Origin of the sequence: Streptomyces sp. NPDC126510, assembly GCF_040302345.1 — a bacterium.
In the GTDB taxonomy this organism is placed as follows: domain Bacteria; phylum Actinomycetota; class Actinomycetes; order Streptomycetales; family Streptomycetaceae; genus Streptomyces.
The window spans coordinates 41603-60982 of record NZ_JBEORR010000013.1; the positions used below are offsets into that span (position 1 = coordinate 41603).

A 19380-nucleotide genomic window follows, 5' to 3' on the forward strand; every position below is an offset into this window, starting at 1 on the left:
GATCGTCCCCTGTGGTGCGCCACGGCCGTGAGCGGGGCGACGGGCAACCACCGGGCTCCTGTGCATGCCGAGGACGACGACTTCGTGCAGGCGGGCAACCTCTACCGTCTGATGGGCGAGGACGAGAAGGAGCGCCTGATCACCAACCTGGCGGGCTTCATCGCCAAGGTCTCGCGCGACGACATCGCCGAGCGGGCGATCGACAACTTCCGCCGGGCCGACGGAGATTACGGCAAGCGGCTGGAGGTCGCGGTCCGGACCCTGCGCGGCTGAACTCCGGCGCCGGACCGCTTGCGGTGGCGGACGGGCCGGGTCCCATGAGGGGCCCGGCCCGTCCGCGTCGTCATGCCGGGACCCGCTGTCGTGCCGGTGCCCAGCAGCGGATGATGTCGCGGACCGAGACGATGCCGGCGGGTTCGCCGCCGTCCAGCACGATGAGGTGCCGGAAGCCGCCGTGTGCCATGGCGGCCGCCGCCTCCTCCAGGGTCCAGGCCGGGGCGGCGAACACGACGTTGTTGGTGGTGTGGGCGTGGGCGCGTTCCGTGTCAGGGTCCTGGCCCAGGCCCACGGAGTTGAGGATGTCGCGTTCGGTGAGGATGCCGATGCCGCCGGCGTCGGGGTCGTGGACCACCGCCGCACCGACCTTGCGCGCGGACATCAGCGATGCGGCCTGGCGCAGGGTGTGGGTCGGGCCGATCGTGAGGACGACGGTGCTCATGGCGTCACGGACGAGCATGGATGGAGCCACCTCCTGGGATTCTCCCCACCGTTCGTTCAGAGTTTCACAAATTCACAAGTGGGGGGACTCTCAGGGTGGCAGGCAAAGGGAGGGTCAACAAGGGGGCGCTCGGTAACAACGGGGGGCTCGGTAGCGCTGGTTGATCGGCCGCTTCAGCGAGCTGTGGCGTTGCTCGGCAACCGCCGGAGAGCTGGACTGTTGGCGTCCTTCGCCGTTGTTGTTGGTCGTTATATGCCGTCGTGGGACGACCCAGAGACGGCCCGGGGGATCCGCGGGCGGGTGTGAGCAACCGAAGATCAATGCGGCACAACACTGCAGACCGTTACCGCAGCGGCAGGCAGTCGGCAGCGAACGGTCCTCGTCCTGGCCGCCCTGCCAGTGAGTTTGGGAGCGGACTCCTCGGCGCCGCTCGATCTTGTCACCCTCATTGCAAAGCCTTCACGCGTGGCGGACGCATGCCCGGATGTCCCTCGATCGCTACGCAGCAGGAACCGCAACCTGCGGAAGAGGCGTCATCATGGCGACCAGGCTCCGCCTGTCATCCCCGCACCGACACCGCGACGGCCAGCGGGATGCCCTGGGCCTCGGACAGCACATGCAGCTTGCTGCCCTTCTTGCCGCGATCGACCGGGTTCGGCCCGGTCAGCGTGCCCCCCTTTTGGCCCGGACCGAGGCGGCATCGACGATCGCCGAGGCCCAGTCCAGCTCGCCCCGCGCACCGAGTTGTTCGTCCAGGACCGCCCGGTGGAGCCGACGCCACAGTCCCGCCCGGGTCCACCCGGTGAACCGGCGATGCGCGGTCGCGGGCGAGACGCCGAACGTCTCCGGCAGATACCGCCAGGCGCACCCGCTGGTCAGCGGAGCGGTCCCGCCGCCCTGCGGACGGGAGTTGAACGACGGCAGCAACGGTGCGACCAGCTCCTGCTTCGGCCGTACTCTCGCCTTACAGCAAAGCATTCTTTCGTTCCGGCCGACGGTGGCGTATCACTTCACGGGCACTTTCATTCTGAACAGTTTCTCTGCATTTCGGAATGCAATCTTTTCCTTGTCTTCGCGTGGCAAATCGACTCCGCGGAACCAGTCGGTCTGCTCCTTTATGTCCGCGAACGGGTAGTCGGTTGCGAACATCACTCGATCCACGCTTATGTACTTCAGCAGGAGATCGAGCAGTTCGGTTTGGGGGAATGCGCTGGTTGTGACCCAGAAGTTGTCCTGGAAGTATTGCCCGATGGGCTTCTCGAGCGAGTCTTTGGTCGGCTCGCCCATGTCATTGACGATCCGCTCATAGTAGAAGGGAAGACCTTCGCCCATGTGGCCGATGATGATTTTCAGTTTGGGGAATCTGTCGAAAACTCCGTACGCGATCATCCGAATGCATTGGGTCAGCACCTCCTGGTGCCAGCCATATCCAGACCCACTGAAAATGTAGTCCTGGTACTCTTCGGTGTATTTAGACCGTGTGGTGCTGTAGTAGATCTTGAAGACCTCGTCAGCTGGATAGCCCGGATGCAGGTAGATCGGCACATCGAGAGCAACGGCACGTGCCAGCACAGGCTCGAAATCGGGATGATCGAGATACTTCTTCGCGATGTGTCCGTTGGTCAGGGCGCCCAAGAAGCCATCTTCCCGAACCGAGCGTTCCAGTTCGTCCGCCGCCGCCTCCGGGCTCTGCAAGGGCAAGGTGGCGAAAGCCTTGAAGCGGTCCGGATATTTGGCGATTGGCCCGTCTGCAAGTTGCCGGTTAAGACGATAGGCAAGGTCGATGCCCCTCTGCCCAGGGACATTTTGTACGGAGGGTGTATGAGCAGAGAGGATTTGAACGTTGAGTCCCCCCGCATCCATATCGCCGATGCGGCGTTGGCCTAGATCCGAAAGACCAATTTCCTCAAGGAACGCTATATGATCCTGATTGATGGAGTTCAACTTCAACAACGTGGGAGTCGAAAAGGTCTCCTCCGTGCCGATGAAGGGCAGGTCTTGGTCCCGCCGTGAAATGTCCGAAGTCTTGTCCGAAGTCTCGTTCTCGCTCGCTTCCGAGAGAATGGCGTGCGTGGACAAGCCGGCACCAATGCCAAGTGCCGTGCTGGCGGTGAGAAAGCCGCGGCGTCCCATGGGCTTCATGTCAGTCCCTCTCTTCAGGCGTTTGTGTGGTGAGGTATCCGCTCGCGCACCGCGGCAGCGCTCAGGTCGAGGAAACGCCCGCCGGTGCGCAGCGGCTGTGGTGGGGCTGACGACCGCCCGCGCGTAGGGGCCGGGCTGCGCTTTCCCCGATGGTGCTGCGTCGACTGCCATCACTAGCCTTCTACATACGGGTTGCATCGCTTATCCGCATGCCTAGTTCCTACCGAGCGAACCTGAGACGAACGTTAAAGAGCCGCTCACGCGCTCTGCTAAATGATCAGTTGTGGGAGCTTCTCGAGCCGTTGCTTCCGCCGTGGCCCGATGAAGGCGCCCGGTCCGCGGCCGGTGCCGGATCGGCAGTGCCTGCAGGGCATCTTGTACGTGCTGCATACCGGGATCGGCTGGGAAGACATTCCGCAGGAACTCGGCTTCAGGTCAGGCATGACGTGCTGGCGGCGGAGCAAGCGGTGAATCAACGCCGGGGTGTTCGACGATCTGCATCAGATCCTGCTTGCCCAGCTGAACGCGGCAAACGAGATCGACTGGTCCCGGGCGGTGATCGACGGCAGCCACATCGACACGAAAAAGGGGGTCCCGGACCTTGAGTTCGCCCCCATTTCTAGCCCCCACGTGAGCGGAGTCGAGGACCAGGCGCGAGACGTCGATGAGGCCGGCATCATCGAGTCGGTGCAGCACCGCCTCGTGCGGCCGGCCCCACACCCCGGCCCGCGACCAGATCAGGAACCGGCGGTGCGCGGTCGACTTCGATATCCCGAAACACGGCGGCAGACCCCGCCAGGCACAACCGCTGACTAGCACGTAGATGATCGCCGCGAACAGCGTCTGCCGAGACGGCCCACGGGCCCTGATATCTGAAGGGGGAAGGAACGTGCAGGTCAGGCCGTATTCGATCAGTAGCGCTGGTTGAGGTACCCCAGCAACTCGTCGTGCAGCAGGCCGTTCGACGCGGCCGCGTTGCCGCTGTGGGGGCCCGGGCGGGCGTCGAGGCCGGTGAAGGTGCCGCCGGCCTCCGTGACGACGATGGCCGTGGCGGCCATGTCCCAGAGGGACAGCTCCGGCTCGGCGCACATGTCGACGGCGCCTTCGGCCACCATCATGTACGGCCAGAAGTCGCCGTACGCGCGCGTGCGCCACACCTCGCGCGTCAGGTCCAGGAAGCCGTCCAGACGGCCCTGTTCCTCCCAGCCGCTGAGCGAGGAGTACGCCAGGGACGCGTCGGAGAGCTTCGAGACGCGGGAGACCTGCAGCCGGGAGGCCTTGGTGAGGCTGCGGCCGGAGAACGCGCCATGGCCCTTGGCAGCCCACCAGCGGCGGCCGAGGGCGGGAGCGGAGACGACACCGACGACGGGCTGGAAGCCGCCCTCGCCTGCCTCCATCAGCGAGATGAGCGTGGCCCACACGGGCACGCCGCGCACGTAGTTCTTGGTGCCGTCGATCGGGTCGATCACCCAGCGGCGGGGGCCGGTGCCCTCGACGCCGTACTCCTCGCCGAGGATCGCGTCCCTGGGGCGGGCGCGCCCGAGGTGGCCGCGGATGAGTTCCTCCGCGGCCTTGTCCGCCTCGCTCACCGGGGTCATGTCCGGTTTGGTCTCGACCTTGAGGTCGAGGGCCTTGAAGCGGTCCATCGTCGCGGCGTCGGCGGCGTCGGCGAGGACGTGGGCGAGACGCAGGTCGTCGAGGTAGTCGGGCATGCAACGAACCTATCTGCCGAGGTGGGGATGGGGCTACCGGGGATTTGTGACGGTGAGGGAGGGGTTTGGGCGAGGCCGGGCGCAAGGGGCGGGGTCAGTGATCCGGACTCGGCTCCTCGGCGCCGCCCGGAGCCGGTCCGGGCTTGCTGTGGAGGATGGCGCGTGCCTGCTCCGCGGCTCGGGCGGTGCTTTCGGAGACGAAGTCGAGGAAGCGGGCGGCGTTCTCGAGCCGGGTGGCGGCCAGGGTGCCGTGGCCGAGGACGCCGACGCCCTGCCGGGCGATGTCGACGACCTGGGCGATGGACCGGGCGCTGGCCGTCATCGACTGGTACCAGACGTCGTCGTCGACGACGTAGCGCTCGCGGCGGCCTTCGTCCGTCTCACGGCGGACGAAGCCCTGGCTGTCGAGGAACGCGATGGCCTTGGAGACGGACGCCGGACTGACCTGGAGCCGCCGGGCGAGTTCGGACGCGGTGAGGCTGCCCGAGTCGGTCACGTAGAGGCAGGCCATCACCCGGGACATCATCTTGGGCATGCCCGACCCCATGAGGACGGTGGTGAACGTCTCCTCGTACTCGCGCACGGCCTCTGCGTCGCGCCCGTCGGTCTGCGGGGGTGACATCGGGTCCCGGGGTGCGGCCTGCTTGCGGCGCGTGCGCCGTTCCGTGGCGCGGTGGGCCAGGTCGGCGCGGTAGGCCGTGGGGCCGCCGTTGCGCATGACCTCGCGGGTGACCGTCGAGGTCGGGCGGTCCAGGCTCCGGGCGATCTCCGCGTAGGCGAGGCCGTCGGCCAGGCCCAGCGCGATCTGCTGGCGTTCCTGCTGGGTGAGTCTGCCTCCCGGCATCGGAGCCTCCTTGGTGGTGCGTGATGCCCGCACCTTAGCGTTCACCGACACATCATTGCAACGGAGTGGGTGGTTCTGTTGCGTTCGCCTCCAGGCTCGTTGCAATGATTTCTGGGCTTTGAACTGCAGTTATGGCAATCAAGCGCAACGAAGTCGTTGTCAGTTCTGTGAACGCAACGTAGCTTTTCCATCGTTGGAAACGACGACGCACCGTAAGAATCCAAGGAGAGCACGATGCAGAAGTTCGACACCCCCGCCCCCGTCTCGACCGTCCTCGACATCCCCGCCGGACGCATTCGCTTCATCGCCGCCGACCGGGGCTACACCACCGTCGAGGTCCTGCCCGTGGACGCGTCCAAGAGCCGCGATGTGAAGGCGGCCGAGCAGATCGAGACCACCTACGACGACGGCGTCCTGCGCATCACGGCCCCCGAGGCGAAGAACCGCATCCTCGGCCACTCCGGATCCGTCGAGATCACCGTGCAGCTGCCCGCCGGTTCCCACGTCGAGGCGAAGGCCGCCGCCGCCGAACTCCGCGGCGTAGGACGCCTCGGCGACGTCGTCTTCGAGGCGGCGCAGGGCTCGGTCAAGCTCGACGAGACCCAGAACGCCCGTCTCACCCTCCTCGCCGGCGACCTCACCGTCGGCCGCCTGGGCGGCCCCGCGCAGATCAGCACCCAGAAGGGCGACCTCCGCATCGCCGAGGCCGTCCGCGGCACCGTCGCGCTGCGCACCGAGCAGGGCGACATCTCGGTCGGCGCCGCCCACGGCGTCTCCGCATCCCTGGACGCCGGCACCGGTTACGGCCGCATCCACAACACCCTCAAGAACGCCGACGGCGCCGGCGCAGGCCTGACCATCCACGCGACCACCGGGCAGGGCGACATCACCGCCCGCAGCCTCTGACAGCCCGCAGCTTCTCCGAAGGAGCACCTCTCATGACCGACCTGGCCATCGCGGCGAACGGGCTGCGGAAGTCCTACGGCGACAAGACCGTCCTGGACGGCGTCGACCTGGCCGTCCCGGAAGGAACCGTCTTCTCCCTGCTCGGGCCGAACGGCGCCGGCAAGACCACCGCCGTCAAGATCCTCTCCACCCTCATCACCGCCGACGGCGGGCAGGCCCGGGTCGCCGGCCACGACCTCGCCACCGACCCCCAGGCCGTACGCGCCGCGATCGGAGTCACCGGCCAGTTCTCCGCGGTCGACGGCCTGATCACCGGCGAGGAGAACATGCTCCTCATGGCGGACCTGCACCACCTGCCCAGACGTGAGGGACGCCGCGTCGCCGCCGAACTGCTGGAACGCTTCGACCTCACCGCCGCCGCGAAGAAGCCGGCCTCCACCTACTCCGGAGGCATGAAACGCCGCCTCGACATCGCCATGACCCTGGTCGGCGGCCCGAGGATCATCTTCCTCGACGAACCCACCACCGGCCTCGACCCACGCGCCCGCCACAACCTGTGGCAGATCATCCGCGAACTCGTCACCGGAGGCGTCACCGTCTTCCTCACCACCCAGTACCTCGAGGAGGCCGACCAGCTCGCCGACCGCATCGCCGTCCTCAACGAGGGCACCCTCGCCGCCGAAGGCACCCCCGACCAGCTCAAGCGCCTCATCCCCGGCGGACACATCCGGCTCCGCTTCACCGAACCGGCCGCATACCGCAACGCCGCCGCCACCCTCACCGACACCACCCGCGACGACGACTCCCTCGCCCTGCGGCTCCCCAGCGACGGCAGCCAGAGCCACCTGCGCGCCATCCTCGACCGGCTCGACGCAGCCGGCATCGAAGCGGACGAACTCACCGTCCACACCCCCGACCTGGACGACGTCTTCTTCTCCCTGACCGGCGGCACCACCGCCGGCATCCCCGACCAGCCCAAGGAGAACGCCCGATGAGTTCCCTCGGCCTCGCCCTGCGCGACTCCTCCACCATGCTGCGCCGCAACCTGCTGCACGCCCGGCGCTACCCCTCCCTCACCCTCAACCTCCTGCTCACCCCGATCATGCTGCTGCTGCTCTTCGTCTACATCTTCGGCGACACCATGAGCGCCGGCATCGGCGGTGGCGGTCCGGACCGTTCCGCGTACATCGCCTTCGTCGTCCCCGGCCTGCTGCTGATGACCATCGGCAGCACCACCATCGGCACCGCGGTCTCCGTCTCCAACGACATGACCGAGGGCATCATCGCCCGCTTCCGCACCATGGCGATCCACCGTGGATCGGTGCTCATCGGGCACGTCCTCGGCAGCGTGCTGCAGGCGGTCGTCAGCGTGGTGCTCGTCGGCGCCGTCGGTGTGGCGATCGGCTTCCGCTCCACCGACGCCACCGTCCTGGAGTGGCTGGCGGCCTTCGGCCTGCTCGTGCTCTTCGCCACGGCACTCACGTGGATCGCCGTCGGGATGGGATTGGTCAGCCCGAACGCCGAGGCGGCGAGCAACAACGCCATGCCCCTGATCCTGCTGCCGCTGCTGTCCAGCACCTTCGTCCCGCTCGACGCGATGCCGGGCTGGTTCCGGCCGATCGCCGAGTACCAGCCGTTCACCCCGGCCATCGAGACCCTGCGCGGCCTGCTGCTCGGCACCGGGATCGGCCACAACGGATGGCTCGCCCTCGCCTGGTGCCTGGGCCTCGCGGTGCTCGGCTACTTCTGGTCGACCTCGAAGTTCGACGGCGACCCGAGGTAGCCACCGTGGCCACGCGGGCCGTATCCCGCGAACGTCCCACCCCAGGGCGGCGTACACCGACAACCGGTCGGAGTGCGCCGCCCGTTCGTATGCGCGGGCGGAGGACCCCGCACACAGGTCAACGCCCCGCGCTACAAGGCCGAAACGCGCCCCCGTGCACGCCCGCGAACCCTTGACAGTGGTTCCACGCGCGTCAAATCTGGGCGCAGAGCCGCTCGCCCCAAGGGGAGGCGAAGATGCCTGCAGCGCGGGAATCTCTACTGGACGCCGCTTACACGGCCCTGGTGCGCCGGCCGTGGTCCGCCGTACGCATGGTGGACGTGGCCGCGGCGGCCGGAGTGTCCCGGCAGACGCTCTACAACGAGTTCGGCAGCAAGGACGGTCTCGCCCGGGCGCTCGTCCGGAGAGAGGCCGACGGCTATCTCGCGGGGGTTGAACGTGCCCTCTCAGGGCACAGCGATCCGTGCGACCGGCTCACCGCCACCGCCGAGTGGACCGCCTCGGCGGCCCGGGACAACATCCTCGTCCGCGCCATGCTCACCGGGTGCTGGAGCGAGCGACTGCCGGCCCCGGCCCTGACGGCCCTACCCTCCAGCTCCGCCGTACCGGCCCAACGCCGCGCCGACGGACCGCTGCCCTCACCCGGCGACTTCGTCGCGCTCGTCCGCGACCGGGCCGTCACCGCGCTGGCCGGCCCCGCCACGCCCAAGACCGACACCGCTGACCTGGCCCGCTCCTGCGAACTCGCCGTCCGGCTCGCCCTGTCGTGTGTGGCCGCGCCACCCGGCGAGGGAGGCGTCGCCGGACTGGTCCGCAGCGCCTTCTCCCGGCAGGGCGGCTGACAGGGTGTCAGTGCGCGGACCCCGACAACTGCAGTCCGACCACACCGGCGATGACGAGACTGATGGACACGATCTTCAGCGCGGACACCAGGTCGCCCAGGAAGACCATGCCGTAGATCGCCGTCCCCGCAGCCCCGATGCCGGTCCACACCGCGTACGCGGGACCCACGTCGAGTCTTCTGAGCGCGAGGGTCAGCAGTCCGAAGCTGCCGAGGGCGAAAACGCAGAACGCGACCGTCGGCCACAGCCTGGTGAAGCCGTGCGACAGCTTCAGACACACCGCGAAGCCGGTCTCGAGCAACCCGGCCACGATGACCAGCAGCCACGCCATGAGTCGTCCTCCCGTATCCCACGTTCAGTGACCGCTTCATCAGTCTCAGCGCGCTCGTCAGGCCTTGGCCACGCTTGCATCCGGCTTGGGTGCGATTATGCACTTACCGCCCACACGCCAGGACAAACAACGCGGAGGTCAGTCGCCTTCCTTGCGCTCACGCGTGGCCAGCAGCCGCCGCAGCGAGTACAGCCGCGCCGGACCCGCGTGCCCCTCGGCCACCCACGCGTCCAGCGCGCAGTCCGGCTCGTCGTGGCTGCACGCGCGCGGACAGCCCTCGGTGCCCGGCTCCAGGTCGGGGAAGGCGTGGATGACCCGGGACGGATCGACGTGGTTGAGGCCGAAGGACCGCAGGCCCGGGGTGTCGATCACCCAGCCGTCACCGCCCGACAACGGCAGCGCCAGCGCCGAGGTGGTGGTGTGCCGGCCGCGGCCCGTGACCGCGTTCACATGGCCGGTCGTACGCCGCCGTTCCTCGGGCACCAGCGAGTTCACCAGGGTCGTCTTGCCGACTCCGGAGTGGCCGACGAACGCGGTGATCTTGCCGTCGAGCTGCTCCCGCACCCGGGCGAGGGCGGTGCCGTTCTGCAGCTCCTCGCGGCTGGTGACGACGTAGGGGGTGTCGAGGTGTCCGTACAGCTCCAGCAGCTTGTCGGGCGGGGCGAGGTCCGACTTGGTCAGTACCAGCAGCGGATCCAGGCCACCGGCGTAGGCCGCGACCAGGCAGCGGTCGATCAGGCGGGGGCGGGGCTCCGGGTCGGCGAGAGCGGTGACGATGGCCAACTGGTCGGCATTGGCGACGATCACGCGCTCGAACGGATCGTCGTCGTCCGCGGTTCGCCGCAAAACGGAGGTCCGCTCTTCGATGCGCACGATGCGCGCGAGGGTGTCCTTCTGGCCCGTCAGGTCGCCGACGAGGGCCACGCGGTCGCCGACCACCGCCGCCTTGCGGCCCAGCTCGCGGGCCTTCATCGCCATGACCACGCGGTCCTCGACGAGGCAGGTCAGGCGGCCCCGGTCGACGGTGAGGACGAGACCCTCGGCGGCGTCCTCGTGCTTGGGGCGGATGTTGGTCCGGGGCCGGGTGTTGCGGCGGCCCGGACGGGTGCGGATGTCGTCCTCGTCGGTGTGCTTGCCGTAGCGGCGCATGACGTGATCCCTGTGTCCTACGCCCCGAGCATCCCGGTCCACAGGTCGGGGAAGTCGGGCAGGGTCTTGGCCGTCGTCGCCACGTTCTCGATCTGCACGCCCTCCACCGCGAGGCCGATGATCGCGCCGGCCGTGGCCATGCGGTGGTCGTCGTAGGTGTGGAAGATCCCGCCGTGCAGGCGGCGCGGGCGGATGTGCAGACCGTCGGCGGTCTCCGTGACGTCGCCGCCGAGTTCGTTGATCTCCTTGGTGAGAGCGGCCAGCCGGTCCGTCTCGTGCAACCGCAGATGAGCCACACCGCGCAGGGTGGACGGGGAGTCCGCGAGGGCCGCGACCGCCGCGATGCCCGGCGTCAGCTCACCCACCTCGCCGAGGTCGACGTCGATGCCGTGGATCGAGCCGGAGCCGTTGAACACCAGGCCGTAATCGGTCAGTTCGCAGGAACCGCCCATCTCGGTGAAGATCTCGCGCAGCCGGTCACCCGGCTGCGTGGTGCGGGAGGGCCAGTCCGGGACGACGACCTTGCCGCCGGTCACCAGCGCCGCCGCCAGGAACGGCTGGGCGTTCGACAGGTCCGGCTCGATGACCAGGTCCCGGCCGAGGAGGGCACCCGGCGAGACCCGCCAGACGTTCGGCTCGCCGCCCGACTCGGGCGTGTCCACCTGGGCGCCGACCGCACGCAGCATGTCGACCGTCATGCGGATGTGCGGCATGGAGGGCAGTGTGGCGCCGGTGTGGCGGACCTCCACGCCCTGGTTGAAGCGCGGGCCGGACAGCAGCAGGGCGCTCACGAACTGCGAGGAGGAGGAGGCGTCGATGGCGACCGTGCCGCCGTCCAGGGCGCCGCTGCCGTGCACGGTCAACGGCAGGGCGCCGCGTCCGTCGTCGTCGATCCGGGCGCCGAGCTGACGCAGCGCGTCGATGACGCCGGTCAGGGGACGCTCGTAGGAACGGGGGTCGCCGTCGAAGCGGACGGGGCCGTCGGCGAGCGCGGCCACCGGCGGCAGGAACCGCATCACCGTGCCGGCGTTGCCGACGTCGACCGTGGCCGGGCCGCGCAGCCCCGTGGGGAGCACCCGCCAGGCCTCGCCGGTGCCGTCGGGGCCCACGCCCTCCTCGATCTCGATGCCCATCGCACGCAGCGCGCCGGCCATCAGCAGGGTGTCGCGGGAGCGCAGGGGGCGGCGCAGCCAGCCGGGCTCGGAGGCGAGGGAGGCGAGGACGAGGGCGCGGTTGGTGACCGACTTGGACCCGGGCACGTGGACCGTCGCGTCGACGGCTCCGCTCGCGTGCGGGGCGGGCCAGAGGGCGGTGTCTGCGGTGTTCGGGGCCATGCCTTTACTTTATAAGCAGGCCGTCCTCCGGGTGCGGCGCCGTGGGGCCGGTCGCGCGCGGGTGGAGCCGCACTCCGAGGCGGCCGGGCTCCCCTGCCCGCTGTCACATCTCCAGCAGCCAGCGGCCCCCGCCGATCAGTGAGCACAGCGACACGGCGTGGAACAGGAAGAACCACAGCCCCGCCGGCACGTGCGTCAACCGCGACAGTTGGTCCGCGTCCGAGTCCCCGGCTCCGCCCCGGGCCCGCTTCGCCTGGAGTTCGAAGGCCGGGCGGACTCCGCCGATCAGCAGGAACCACACCACGGCGTACGCGAACGCCGCTTGGACCTGGGGGCCGGCCAGCCACGACACCAGCACGAACAGGCCGCCGGTGACGAGCATGGTCAGGGCGCCGTAGGCGTTGCGGATCATCACGAGCATGGCGAGCAGCAGGGCCGTCGCCAGCCACAGCAGGAGTGTGATGCGGCCGGCGCCGAGCAGGGCCGCGCCGCCGAGGCCCAGCAGGGGCGGGGCGGTGTAACCGGCGGCCGCGGTGAGGATCATGCCGATGCCGTGCGGCTTGCCCCGGCTGACGGTCAGGCCGCTGGTGTCCGAGTGCAGGCGTATGCCGGTGAGGGTGCGGCCGGTGAGCAGGGCCACGAGCCCGTGACCGCCCTCGTGGGCGATGGTGATGGCGTTGCGGGAGATGCGCCACAGGCCGTGCGGGATCACCACGGCGAGCGCGGCGCCCAGGGTCGCGATCACCACCCACAGGTCGGGGTCGGGCTGCGTACCGGAGACCTCGTCCCAGAGGGAGGCGAGCGAGGCGGTTGCGGTGCTGTCCATGTGTGGCGTTGGCTCCCTGTGCTCGGACGGAATCTGGCAGTGTGGCACGTATGTGCGGACGGTATTCAGCGAGTCGTAGGCCAGAGGATCTCGCAGGAATCTTCGAGATCGAGAAGTGGGAGCCCGAGGAGACCCTCGCGCCGGACTACAACGTGGCGCCCACCAAAGAGGTCTACGCCGTCCTGGACCGCCCTCTGAAGGACGCGGACGACCCGCGGCCGGTTCGGCAGCTGCGCACGCTGAAGTGGGGGCTCGTCCCGTCCTGGTCGAAGACCCCCGAGGGCGGCGCCCGGATGATCAACGCCCGGGCGGAGACCGTCCACGAGAAGCCGTCCTACCGCCGCGCCTTCACCTCCCGGCGCTGCATCCTGCCCGCCGACGGCTACTACGAGTGGGTCACCGGCACCCAGGAGCGCGAGCTGGAGGTCGAAGGCAAGAAGAAGCGGCCGCGCAAGCAGCCGTACTTCGTGACCCCGGCGGACGGGTCGGTCTTCGCGATGGCCGGGCTGTACGAGTTCTGGCGTGACAAGACACTCCCCGACGACCACCCGCAGGCCTGGTGGGTGACGTGCTCGGTCATCACCACGGAGGCCGAGCAGAGCCCGCTCGCGGTGTCCCCGGCCGACGGGCCCCGGGCGCTCGCCGAGATCCACCCCCGGATGCCGCTCATGCTGACGCCCGACCGCTGGGACACCTGGCTGGACCCCTCCCGCACGGACGCCGGCGAACTGCGCGAGCTCCTCGCTCCGCCGCCCGCCGGGCTGATGCGCGCCTACCCGGTCGCCACCGCCGTGAGCAACGTCCGCAACAACGGGCCGGAGCTGCTGAAGGAGCTCGAAGGGCCCGAAGAGGGCACACTCTTCTGACGTGACGAACGTGACGAACGTGACTCGTGGGACGAAGGCGGCCGACGTGACAACCGAGACCGTCGAGACCGACGCGGGAACGGCCCGTATCACCTGGCACGAGGCGAAGAAGGCCCGGCTGGTCCTCGCCGTCAGCCATGGGGCGGGCGGCGGCATCGAGGCCCGTGACCTGACGGCCCTGGCCGAGGTCCTGCCCGCCCACGGCGTGACCGTGGCCCGCGTGGAGCAGCCCTGGCGGGTGGCGGGGAAGAAGCTGGCGCCCGCGCCGAAGACGCTGGACACCGGCTGGCGGGGCCTGTGGCCCGCGCTGGCGAGGCCCGGACTGCCGGTGGTCTCCGGCGGGCGCAGTGCCGGGGCCCGGGTGGCCTGCCGTACCGCCGCCGAGCTGGGCGCCCACGCCGTGCTCGCGCTGAGTTTCCCGCTCCACCCGCCGGGCAAGCCGGAGAAGTCCCGGGCCGGGGAGCTGCTGGGGTCCGGTGTGCCGACGCTGGTCGTGCAGGGCGCGAACGACCCGTTCGGGAAGCCGGGGGAGTTCCCCGACGGGGAGTACGAGCTCGTGGAGGTCCCGTACGGGGATCACGGCTTCGCTGTGCCGAAGCGTGCGGATCTCTCGCAGGAAGAGGCCGTGGCGGTCATCACGGACGCGGTCGTGGAGTGGGTCGGGTCACTCGGGTAAAGCTTCGGGAATGCCGGGGCGGCGGTCACTGTTGTGCGGGACGTACGTGCTGGGGACCAGCACCGACGTCGTAGGAGAGGGAGTCCGCCGCATGGGTTCGACCATCTGCCCGACCCGCAGCAGCCGCGCCGACCTGGACTGGACGGTGCTGCACGCGGCCAAGACCGCCCCTGTTCGGGCGGCGGGCGGACCGGATCGTCGTCTATCCTCCGATTCGGGTGAGACCGGTCTCGGTCTCACGAGAACACTCGAGGAGGTGGGTCCGGTCACTGGGACCGACGCAGGGACCGAACACGGCCAGGCGGAGCAGCCCGAGGGCCAGGGCGGCACGGGCGCGGAGACGGCCGCGGAGCGCAGTGCGCGCTTCGAGCGGGACGCGCTCGAGTTCCTCGACCAGATGTACTCGGCCGCGCTGCGCATGACGCGCAACCCGGCCGACGCCGAGGACCTGGTGCAGGAGACGTACGCCAAGGCGTACGCGTCCTTCCACCAGTTCCGCGAGGGCACCAACCTCAAGGCGTGGCTGTACCGGATCCTCACCAACACCTTCATCAACTCCTACCGCAAGAAGCAGCGTGAACCTCAGCGCTCCGCGGCCGAGGAGATCGAGGACTGGCAGCTCGCCCGCGCCGAGTCGCACATGTCGACGGGTCTGCGCTCCGCGGAGTCGCAGGCGCTCGACCACCTGCCCGACTCTGACGTGAAGCAGGCGCTCCAGGCGATCCCCGAGGAGTTCCGCATCGCCGTCTATCTCGCGGACGTCGAGGGGTTTGCCTACAAGGAGATCGCCGACATCATGGGGACACCCATCGGTACGGTCATGTCCCGGCTGCACCGGGGCCGCCGTCAGCTGCGCGGCATGCTGGAGGACTACGCCCGTGACCGCGGGATGGTGCCGGCCGGTGCCGGAGAGTCGAACGAAGCGAAAGGCTCGGGGTCATGAGCTGCGGAGAGCCGCACGAGACGGATTGCAGCGAAATCCTCGATCATCTCTACGAGTTCCTCGACCGTGAGATGCCCGACTCGGACTGCGTGAAGTTCGAGCACCACTTCGAGGAGTGCTCGCCCTGCCTTGAGAAGTACGGGCTCGAGCAGGCTGTGAAGAAGCTCGTCAAGCGCTGCTGCGGGCACGACGACGTGCCGGGCGACCTGCGGGACAAGGTCATGGGGCGGATCGAGCTGATCCGCTCCGGCCAGACCGTCCCCGAGCAGGACGTCACGGCCTCCCCCGCCACGCCGCGGGAGTCCTGACACTCCTGCATCTTTCAACTACCCCACCTCTGCGCGGGTAGTCCCCTCGAACACGTCACTCGAACGTGGTAATCCCCACGTGATCGGCCCGTGGATCCCCCTGCCCGCGTCCTAGGCTCCGCCCCTGACGGACCTGGCCAGGGGAGGGGCTCATGGAAGCGGTACCGGCACGGGCGCGTGTCTACATCGCCTGTGTCGTCCTGGCCGCATTGCTCTGCCTGCTGCCGCAGCCGGGCGCCCACACCACTTGGTGGGCGGTCGTCCTGCTCGCCGGGCTGTACGCCGGATGCGAGCGCGTCGCCCGGTGCCGGTTCGTGGGGATCTCCCACCCGGCCGGGACCTTCTACCCCGTGCTGCTCGCCGGTGCCTTCCTGTTGCCGGCGCCCGCGGCGGCGCTGGTGGCCGTGCCCGGCGCACTGCTCTCGCAGGTCGGTCGGCGGCCCGTGGCGCTGCGACGCCTCTGGCGGGCCGCCCAGCTCGTCCTCGGGGTCTGGGCCGCGGCCGGGACACACCGGCTGCTCGGCGGGCCGGACGCGGTCGCCACGGGCGACGTGCCGTACGCCCTCGGGCCTGCCGGGGCGGCCGTGCTGGCGTTCTGCCTGGTGCTCGCGCTGCTCGACGGCGGGATCCTGGCCGTGGCGGAGCGGGTTCCGGTGCGGCGCGCCTGGCGGGGACTGGTGGCGCGCTCGCTCGCGCCGATCGCCGTGCACGGCCTCGCCGGGCTGATGATGGCCGTCCTGTGGCGCAGTCCCTACGGGCCCGTGGCCGCGCTGCTCGTGCTGCTGCCCATGTGCGTCTCGTGGTGGGCGTTCGCCCAGTATCACCGGGAACACGCCGCCCACCAGGCGACCATCCGGGCGCTGGTGCAGGCCGTCGACATCAAGGACGGGTACACCCGCGGGCACAGCGAGCGGGTCGGGCAGGCCTCCATGATGATCGCGCGCGAGCTGGGCATGGCCGACGAGCGCGTCGAGGTGCTCCGCTTCGCCGGGATCCTGCACGACGTGGGCAAGCTGGGCGTGCCCACCCGGCTGCTCAGGAAGGACGGGCCGCTGACGCCCGAGGAGCGGCGGGTGATCGAGCTGCACCCCGAGTACGGGCACGAGATGGTGCGCGGCATCGGCTTCCTCGGCGAGGCCCGCGCCGCCGTGCTGCACCACCACGAGCGGCTGGACGGCAGCGGCTACCCCTACGGCCTGGTGGGTTGTCAGATCCCCGAGTCGGCGCGGGTCGTGGCGGTCGCGGACGCCTTCGACGCCATGACCTCCACACGCAGCTACAGCAGGGCCCGGCCCGTCGACGTGGCCCTGGCGGAGCTGGAGCGGTGCGCGGGCAGCCAGTTCGACCCGGTGATGGTCGCGGCTCTCGTCGAAGCCGTCGGGCGGACGGGGTGGCACCCCGCGGTGACCGCCGACGACGAGGAGACCCGCCCGACCCGGGTGCCCCTGCCCGGCGCACCCCTGTCCAGCCGTCCGGGGGCACACCGGTGAGCGCGTACCGGCCGCCCTTGCCCGGCGCGCTCCTGTCGAGCCGTCCGGGGGCACACCGGTGAGCGCGTACCGGCCGCCCCCGCTCCTCACTCTCGTCCACGTCTGCGCCGCCCTCCTCGCCGCCGGCTCCCTCGCCGTCACCCTCTACGACGGCCTCGAGGAACGCAGGGTCGCCCTCGCCTTCGGTGTCCTCGTCACCCTCGGTGAGCTCACCCGGCGCAACGGCGCGCGGGTCCGGGAGCCGGCACCGCTCGGAGCCGCCGCGGCCCTGTCCTACGCCCTGCTCGGGGAGGCCGGCGGACGGGCCACCCACCACGGCCCCACCCAGGTCGTCGCCGTGGTGCTCGCCGCCTCGCTGATCGGCAGCGTTCCGCACGTCGCCCGCGGACAGGGGCCCACGCTCGACCACCTGGCACGCCGCGTGCTCACCGTCGGCTTCGTCGCCCTGTGCTTCCAGCCCCCCTACAACCGGGGCATGTTCGACGACTGGGGCGGCCCCGCGTACGCCCTGCTGCTGCTCGCCCTGCTGTCCCTGACCGCGCTGTGCGACGCGGTGCTCGCCGCCGCCGTGGCCCACACCCGCACCGGCTGGCCGTTCGGGCCGGTGCTGCGGGACGAGCTGCGGGCCGTGTGCGGCATCGGGTCCGCCGTCATCGCCACCGGGGCGGTGATGGCGCTGGCGGTCGCCGTCGTGGGGCTGTGGGCGCTGCCCGTCTTCTCCGTGCCGCTGCTGCTCGCCCAGATGTCCTTCCGCCGCTACGCCGCCGTCCGGGCGACCTACCGGCAGACCATCGCCTCCCTCGCCCGGGCCACCGAGGTCGCCGGATACACCCCGTGCGGCCACGCCCGGCGGGTCGCCGCGGTCAGCAAGGCCGTGGGGCGTGACCTGGGGCTGACCGAGCCCGAGCTGGCCGTGCTGGAGTACGCCGCGCTCATGCACGACATCGGCCAGCTGAGCCTCGTCGACCCCGTGCCGGCGGGCGCCACCGCCGCCCTGCCGGCCGCCGAGCAGCGGCGGATCGCCCTGCTCGGCGGGGCCGTCGTACGGCAGACGGGCGTCGACGAGGCGGTGGCCGTGGTCGTGGAGCGGCAGGCCGATCCCTACGCCGAGCAGCCGGTCGCCGCGCGAATCGTCCGGGCCGTGAACGCGTACGAGGAGAAGTCCCGGGAAGGAGGGCCGGGCGGGCCGCTGAAGGCGCTGGAGGAACTGCGGCTCGCCACCGCCGGGACGTACGCCCCGGAGGTGGTGGAATCACTGGCCCGGGTACTGGCAAGGAACAGTCTGACCCTGCCCGTGGCTGGGTAACCCATGGGTAATGAGCGCCCTCGAGGCCGTACGTGGTTGGATGCGAGGAGAAGGTGTCCGGGGGCTCGAAACACAGCTACGGCCAGCCCACCGCACGGAACTGGCAGGCGGGAATCGTGAGGATCTTCGGCAAGGGACGGCACCGGCCCTCCGCCTCCTGGCGGCAGGCCACGGACCGGGCGTTCACCCTCATCGGCGACGGCCGGTACGAGGACGCAGGCGCACTCTTGACACGTGCCGCCGATCTGGAGCCCTGGCTTTCCGAGTCCTGGTTCAATCTCGCGCTGCTGCACAAATTCCGGCACGACTGGGAGCAGGCGCGGGCGGCCGGCCTCAGGGCCGTGGCCCTGCTCGACCGGGACACCGGCGCGCCCGACTGGTGGAACGTCGGCATCGCCGCGACCGCGCTGCAGGACTGGCCGCTGGCCCGGCGCGCCTGGCAGGCCTACGGGCTGCGGGTGCCGGGGGCGGCCAACGACTCCGGTGAGCCCCTCGGCATGGACCTCGGCAGCGCGGCCGTACGACTGTCCCCGGAGGGGGAGGCCGAGGTGGTGTGGGGGCGGCGGCTGGATCCCGCGCGGATCGAGGTGCTGTCCATTCCGCTGCCGTCGTCGGGGCGGCGCTGGGGCGAGGTCGTCCTGCACGACGGTGTGCCGCACGGCGAGCGGACGACCGTCGCCGGGCACGCGTACCCGGTGTTCGACGAGATCGAGCTGTGGGCGCCCTCGCCGGTGCCGACCTGGGTGGTACTGCTGGAGGCGGCGACCGAGTCGGACCGGGACGCGCTGGAGCAGCTCGCGGCGGACGCCGGGTTCGCCGCGGAGGACTGGTCCTCCTCGGTGCGGCTGCTGTGCCGGATGTGTTCCGAGTCCCGTATGCCGTCGGACGAGGGTGACGGGGAGCACCTCGACCCGCACGATCACAGTGAGCCGGGGCATCCCGGGCCGTTGGGCCATCGCACGGACGGGCAGCTGTGGGTGCCGGAGCGGGAGTGTGGGCTGGCTGCGCCGGCTTCGCTGGTTCGGGGGTTGTTGGACGGGTGGGTGGCCGACAGTCCGGATTCCCGGGATTGGCGGGATTTGGAAGAGGTCTGCTAGCGCCGTCGTCGGCTGCGGGTGCGCCGTGGCTGGTCGCGCAGTTCCCCGCGCCCCTGACGGGGCGCCTTCCCCGTACCCTGTATCTGCATCCCGGCTTGGATTTGTTC

Annotated in this window: 22 protein-coding genes and 1 pseudogene; 13 read left to right on the forward strand and 10 right to left on the reverse strand. The window is 70.2% G+C overall.

The annotated features are described in order from the left end of the window. Window positions 1-111 precede the first annotated feature (111 nt). A complete protein-coding gene (locus tag ABTX60_RS19925) occupies window positions 112-273 on the forward strand; it encodes a catalase-related domain-containing protein (protein WP_352098499.1) in 162 nt (53 codons plus the stop codon). A gap of 70 nt (window positions 274-343) precedes the next feature. Here the strand turns inward: ABTX60_RS19925 and ABTX60_RS19930 are convergent, their stop codons facing one another. The 3 genes from ABTX60_RS19930 to ABTX60_RS19940 all read right to left on the reverse strand — a co-directional run bounded on the left by ABTX60_RS19930 (window position 344) and on the right by ABTX60_RS19940 (window position 3031). Further along, complete coding sequence (locus ABTX60_RS19930) at window positions 344-736, reverse strand: CBS domain-containing protein (protein ID WP_352098332.1); 393 nt, start codon at window positions 734-736, stop codon at window positions 344-346. Between the two features lie 645 nt (window positions 737-1381). Next, window positions 1382-1696: a transposase gene (locus ABTX60_RS19935; protein WP_502992355.1), complete on the reverse strand. Its 315-nt coding sequence runs from the start codon at window positions 1694-1696 to the stop codon at window positions 1382-1384. A 27-nt stretch (window positions 1697-1723) separates the two neighbouring features. Continuing rightward, complete coding sequence (locus ABTX60_RS19940) at window positions 1724-3031, reverse strand: amidohydrolase family protein (protein WP_352098333.1); 1308 nt, start codon at window positions 3029-3031, stop codon at window positions 1724-1726. A gap of 150 nt (window positions 3032-3181) precedes the next feature. On the opposite strand from ABTX60_RS19940, the gene ABTX60_RS19945 reads away from it, so the two are divergent. After that, entirely contained in the window at window positions 3182-3331 is a 150-nt protein-coding gene (locus ABTX60_RS19945; RefSeq protein ID WP_352098334.1) for a transposase, read from the forward strand. A gap of 108 nt (window positions 3332-3439) precedes the next feature. On the opposite strand, the pseudogene ABTX60_RS19950 reads toward ABTX60_RS19945, so the two are convergent. The 3 genes and pseudogenes from ABTX60_RS19950 to ABTX60_RS19960 form a co-directional block, all read right to left on the reverse strand. Next, window positions 3440-3745, reverse strand: a pseudogene (locus tag ABTX60_RS19950) (transposase); the annotation flags it as partial. 26 nt (window positions 3746-3771) lie between these two features. Then, window positions 3772-4572: a histidinol-phosphatase gene (hisN, locus tag ABTX60_RS19955; RefSeq protein WP_352098335.1), complete on the reverse strand. Its 801-nt coding sequence runs from the start codon at window positions 4570-4572 to the stop codon at window positions 3772-3774. 94 nt (window positions 4573-4666) lie between these two features. Beyond that, window positions 4667-5416, reverse strand: coding sequence for a GbsR/MarR family transcriptional regulator (locus ABTX60_RS19960; protein ID WP_352098336.1), 750 nt, complete (start codon window positions 5414-5416; stop codon window positions 4667-4669). A gap of 234 nt (window positions 5417-5650) precedes the next feature. Between ABTX60_RS19960 and ABTX60_RS19965 the strand changes: the two genes are divergently transcribed. From ABTX60_RS19965 to ABTX60_RS19980, 4 genes are all read left to right on the forward strand, one after another. Beyond that, window positions 5651-6322, forward strand: coding sequence for a DUF4097 family beta strand repeat-containing protein (locus ABTX60_RS19965; protein WP_352098337.1), 672 nt, complete (start codon window positions 5651-5653; stop codon window positions 6320-6322). 32 nt (window positions 6323-6354) lie between these two features. Continuing rightward, window positions 6355-7317, forward strand: a complete 963-nt coding sequence (locus tag ABTX60_RS19970; RefSeq protein WP_352098338.1) for an ATP-binding cassette domain-containing protein — start codon at window positions 6355-6357, stop codon at window positions 7315-7317. Continuing rightward, window positions 7314-8105, forward strand: coding sequence for an ABC transporter permease (locus ABTX60_RS19975; protein WP_352098339.1), 792 nt, complete (start codon window positions 7314-7316; stop codon window positions 8103-8105). Before ABTX60_RS19970 ends, ABTX60_RS19975 begins: the two co-directional genes overlap by 4 nt. 236 nt (window positions 8106-8341) lie before the next feature. Further along, a complete protein-coding gene (locus ABTX60_RS19980; protein ID WP_352098340.1) occupies window positions 8342-8947 on the forward strand; it encodes a TetR/AcrR family transcriptional regulator in 606 nt (201 codons plus the stop codon). 7 nt (window positions 8948-8954) lie between these two features. On the opposite strand, the gene ABTX60_RS19985 is transcribed toward ABTX60_RS19980, so the two are convergent. The 4 genes from ABTX60_RS19985 to ABTX60_RS20000 all read right to left on the reverse strand — a co-directional run bounded on the left by ABTX60_RS19985 (window position 8955) and on the right by ABTX60_RS20000 (window position 12587). Continuing rightward, the gene (locus ABTX60_RS19985) at window positions 8955-9278 is read right to left on the reverse strand and encodes a DMT family transporter (RefSeq protein ID WP_352098341.1); all 324 of its coding nucleotides are present in this window, start codon (window positions 9276-9278) and stop codon (window positions 8955-8957) included. 138 nt (window positions 9279-9416) lie between these two features. Next, complete coding sequence (gene rsgA / locus ABTX60_RS19990; RefSeq protein WP_352098342.1) at window positions 9417-10427, reverse strand: ribosome small subunit-dependent GTPase A; 1011 nt, start codon at window positions 10425-10427, stop codon at window positions 9417-9419. Between the two features lie 17 nt (window positions 10428-10444). Then, window positions 10445-11761: a 3-phosphoshikimate 1-carboxyvinyltransferase gene (gene aroA / locus ABTX60_RS19995; protein ID WP_352098343.1), complete on the reverse strand. Its 1317-nt coding sequence runs from the start codon at window positions 11759-11761 to the stop codon at window positions 10445-10447. Between the two features lie 103 nt (window positions 11762-11864). Further along, window positions 11865-12587 (reverse strand): M50 family metallopeptidase, encoded by a 723-nt coding sequence (locus ABTX60_RS20000; protein WP_352098344.1) that lies wholly within the window; start codon window positions 12585-12587, stop codon window positions 11865-11867. Window positions 12588-12637: 50 nt separating this feature from the next. Here ABTX60_RS20000 and ABTX60_RS20005 point away from each other — a divergent pair, with 50 nt between their 5' ends. From ABTX60_RS20005 to ABTX60_RS20035, 7 genes are all read left to right on the forward strand, one after another. Next, a complete protein-coding gene (locus ABTX60_RS20005; RefSeq protein WP_352098345.1) occupies window positions 12638-13453 on the forward strand; it encodes an SOS response-associated peptidase in 816 nt (271 codons plus the stop codon). A 46-nt stretch (window positions 13454-13499) separates the two neighbouring features. Continuing rightward, window positions 13500-14129 carry an alpha/beta hydrolase family protein gene (locus ABTX60_RS20010; protein ID WP_352098346.1) on the forward strand — a complete coding sequence of 210 codons (630 nt, stop codon included), beginning with the start codon at window positions 13500-13502 and terminating at the stop codon, window positions 14127-14129. A 256-nt stretch (window positions 14130-14385) separates the two neighbouring features. Beyond that, entirely contained in the window at window positions 14386-15072 is a 687-nt protein-coding gene (sigR, locus tag ABTX60_RS20015) for an RNA polymerase sigma factor SigR (protein WP_311127667.1), read from the forward strand. After that, window positions 15069-15380 carry a mycothiol system anti-sigma-R factor gene (gene rsrA, locus ABTX60_RS20020; RefSeq protein ID WP_352098347.1) on the forward strand — a complete coding sequence of 104 codons (312 nt, stop codon included), beginning with the start codon at window positions 15069-15071 and terminating at the stop codon, window positions 15378-15380. The genes sigR and rsrA overlap by 4 nt, the downstream gene beginning before the upstream one ends. Window positions 15381-15532: 152 nt before the next feature. Continuing rightward, window positions 15533-16870 (forward strand): HD-GYP domain-containing protein, encoded by a 1338-nt coding sequence (locus ABTX60_RS20025; protein WP_352098348.1) that lies wholly within the window; start codon window positions 15533-15535, stop codon window positions 16868-16870. Window positions 16871-16928: 58 nt separating this feature from the next. Then, window positions 16929-18176, forward strand: coding sequence for an HD domain-containing protein (locus ABTX60_RS20030; protein ID WP_352098349.1), 1248 nt, complete (start codon window positions 16929-16931; stop codon window positions 18174-18176). Between the two features lie 116 nt (window positions 18177-18292). Further along, window positions 18293-19273 carry a tetratricopeptide repeat protein gene (locus ABTX60_RS20035; RefSeq protein ID WP_352098500.1) on the forward strand — a complete coding sequence of 327 codons (981 nt, stop codon included), beginning with the start codon at window positions 18293-18295 and terminating at the stop codon, window positions 19271-19273. Window positions 19274-19380 lie beyond the last annotated feature (107 nt).

Coding starts and splice junctions, on each gene's coding strand:
- ABTX60_RS19980 (WP_352098340.1), top strand. CDS start 8,342: ATGCCTGCAGCGCGGGAATCTCTACTGGACGCCGCTTACACGGCCCTG.
- rsgA (WP_352098342.1), bottom strand. CDS start 10,427: ATGCGCCGCTACGGCAAGCACACCGACGAGGACGACATCCGCACCCGT.
- ABTX60_RS19970 (WP_352098338.1), top strand. CDS start 6,355: ATGACCGACCTGGCCATCGCGGCGAACGGGCTGCGGAAGTCCTACGGC.
- ABTX60_RS20000 (WP_352098344.1), bottom strand. CDS start 12,587: ATGGACAGCACCGCAACCGCCTCGCTCGCCTCCCTCTGGGACGAGGTC.
- ABTX60_RS20005 (WP_352098345.1), top strand. CDS start 12,638: ATGTGCGGACGGTATTCAGCGAGTCGTAGGCCAGAGGATCTCGCAGGA.
- ABTX60_RS19930 (WP_352098332.1), bottom strand. CDS start 736: ATGCTCGTCCGTGACGCCATGAGCACCGTCGTCCTCACGATCGGCCCG.
- rsrA (WP_352098347.1), top strand. CDS start 15,069: ATGAGCTGCGGAGAGCCGCACGAGACGGATTGCAGCGAAATCCTCGAT.
- hisN (WP_352098335.1), bottom strand. CDS start 4,572: ATGCCCGACTACCTCGACGACCTGCGTCTCGCCCACGTCCTCGCCGAC.
- ABTX60_RS19975 (WP_352098339.1), top strand. CDS start 7,314: ATGAGTTCCCTCGGCCTCGCCCTGCGCGACTCCTCCACCATGCTGCGC.
- ABTX60_RS19965 (WP_352098337.1), top strand. CDS start 5,651: ATGCAGAAGTTCGACACCCCCGCCCCCGTCTCGACCGTCCTCGACATC.
- aroA (WP_352098343.1), bottom strand. CDS start 11,761: ATGGCCCCGAACACCGCAGACACCGCCCTCTGGCCCGCCCCGCACGCG.
- ABTX60_RS19925 (WP_352098499.1), top strand. CDS start 112: ATGGGCGAGGACGAGAAGGAGCGCCTGATCACCAACCTGGCGGGCTTC.
- ABTX60_RS19960 (WP_352098336.1), bottom strand. CDS start 5,416: ATGCCGGGAGGCAGACTCACCCAGCAGGAACGCCAGCAGATCGCGCTG.
- ABTX60_RS20025 (WP_352098348.1), top strand. CDS start 15,533: ATGGAAGCGGTACCGGCACGGGCGCGTGTCTACATCGCCTGTGTCGTC.
- ABTX60_RS19945 (WP_352098334.1), top strand. CDS start 3,182: ATGAAGGCGCCCGGTCCGCGGCCGGTGCCGGATCGGCAGTGCCTGCAG.
- ABTX60_RS19935 (WP_502992355.1), bottom strand. CDS start 1,696: ATGCTTTGCTGTAAGGCGAGAGTACGGCCGAAGCAGGAGCTGGTCGCA.
- ABTX60_RS19940 (WP_352098333.1), bottom strand. CDS start 3,031: ATGGCAGTCGACGCAGCACCATCGGGGAAAGCGCAGCCCGGCCCCTAC.
- ABTX60_RS19985 (WP_352098341.1), bottom strand. CDS start 9,278: ATGGCGTGGCTGCTGGTCATCGTGGCCGGGTTGCTCGAGACCGGCTTC.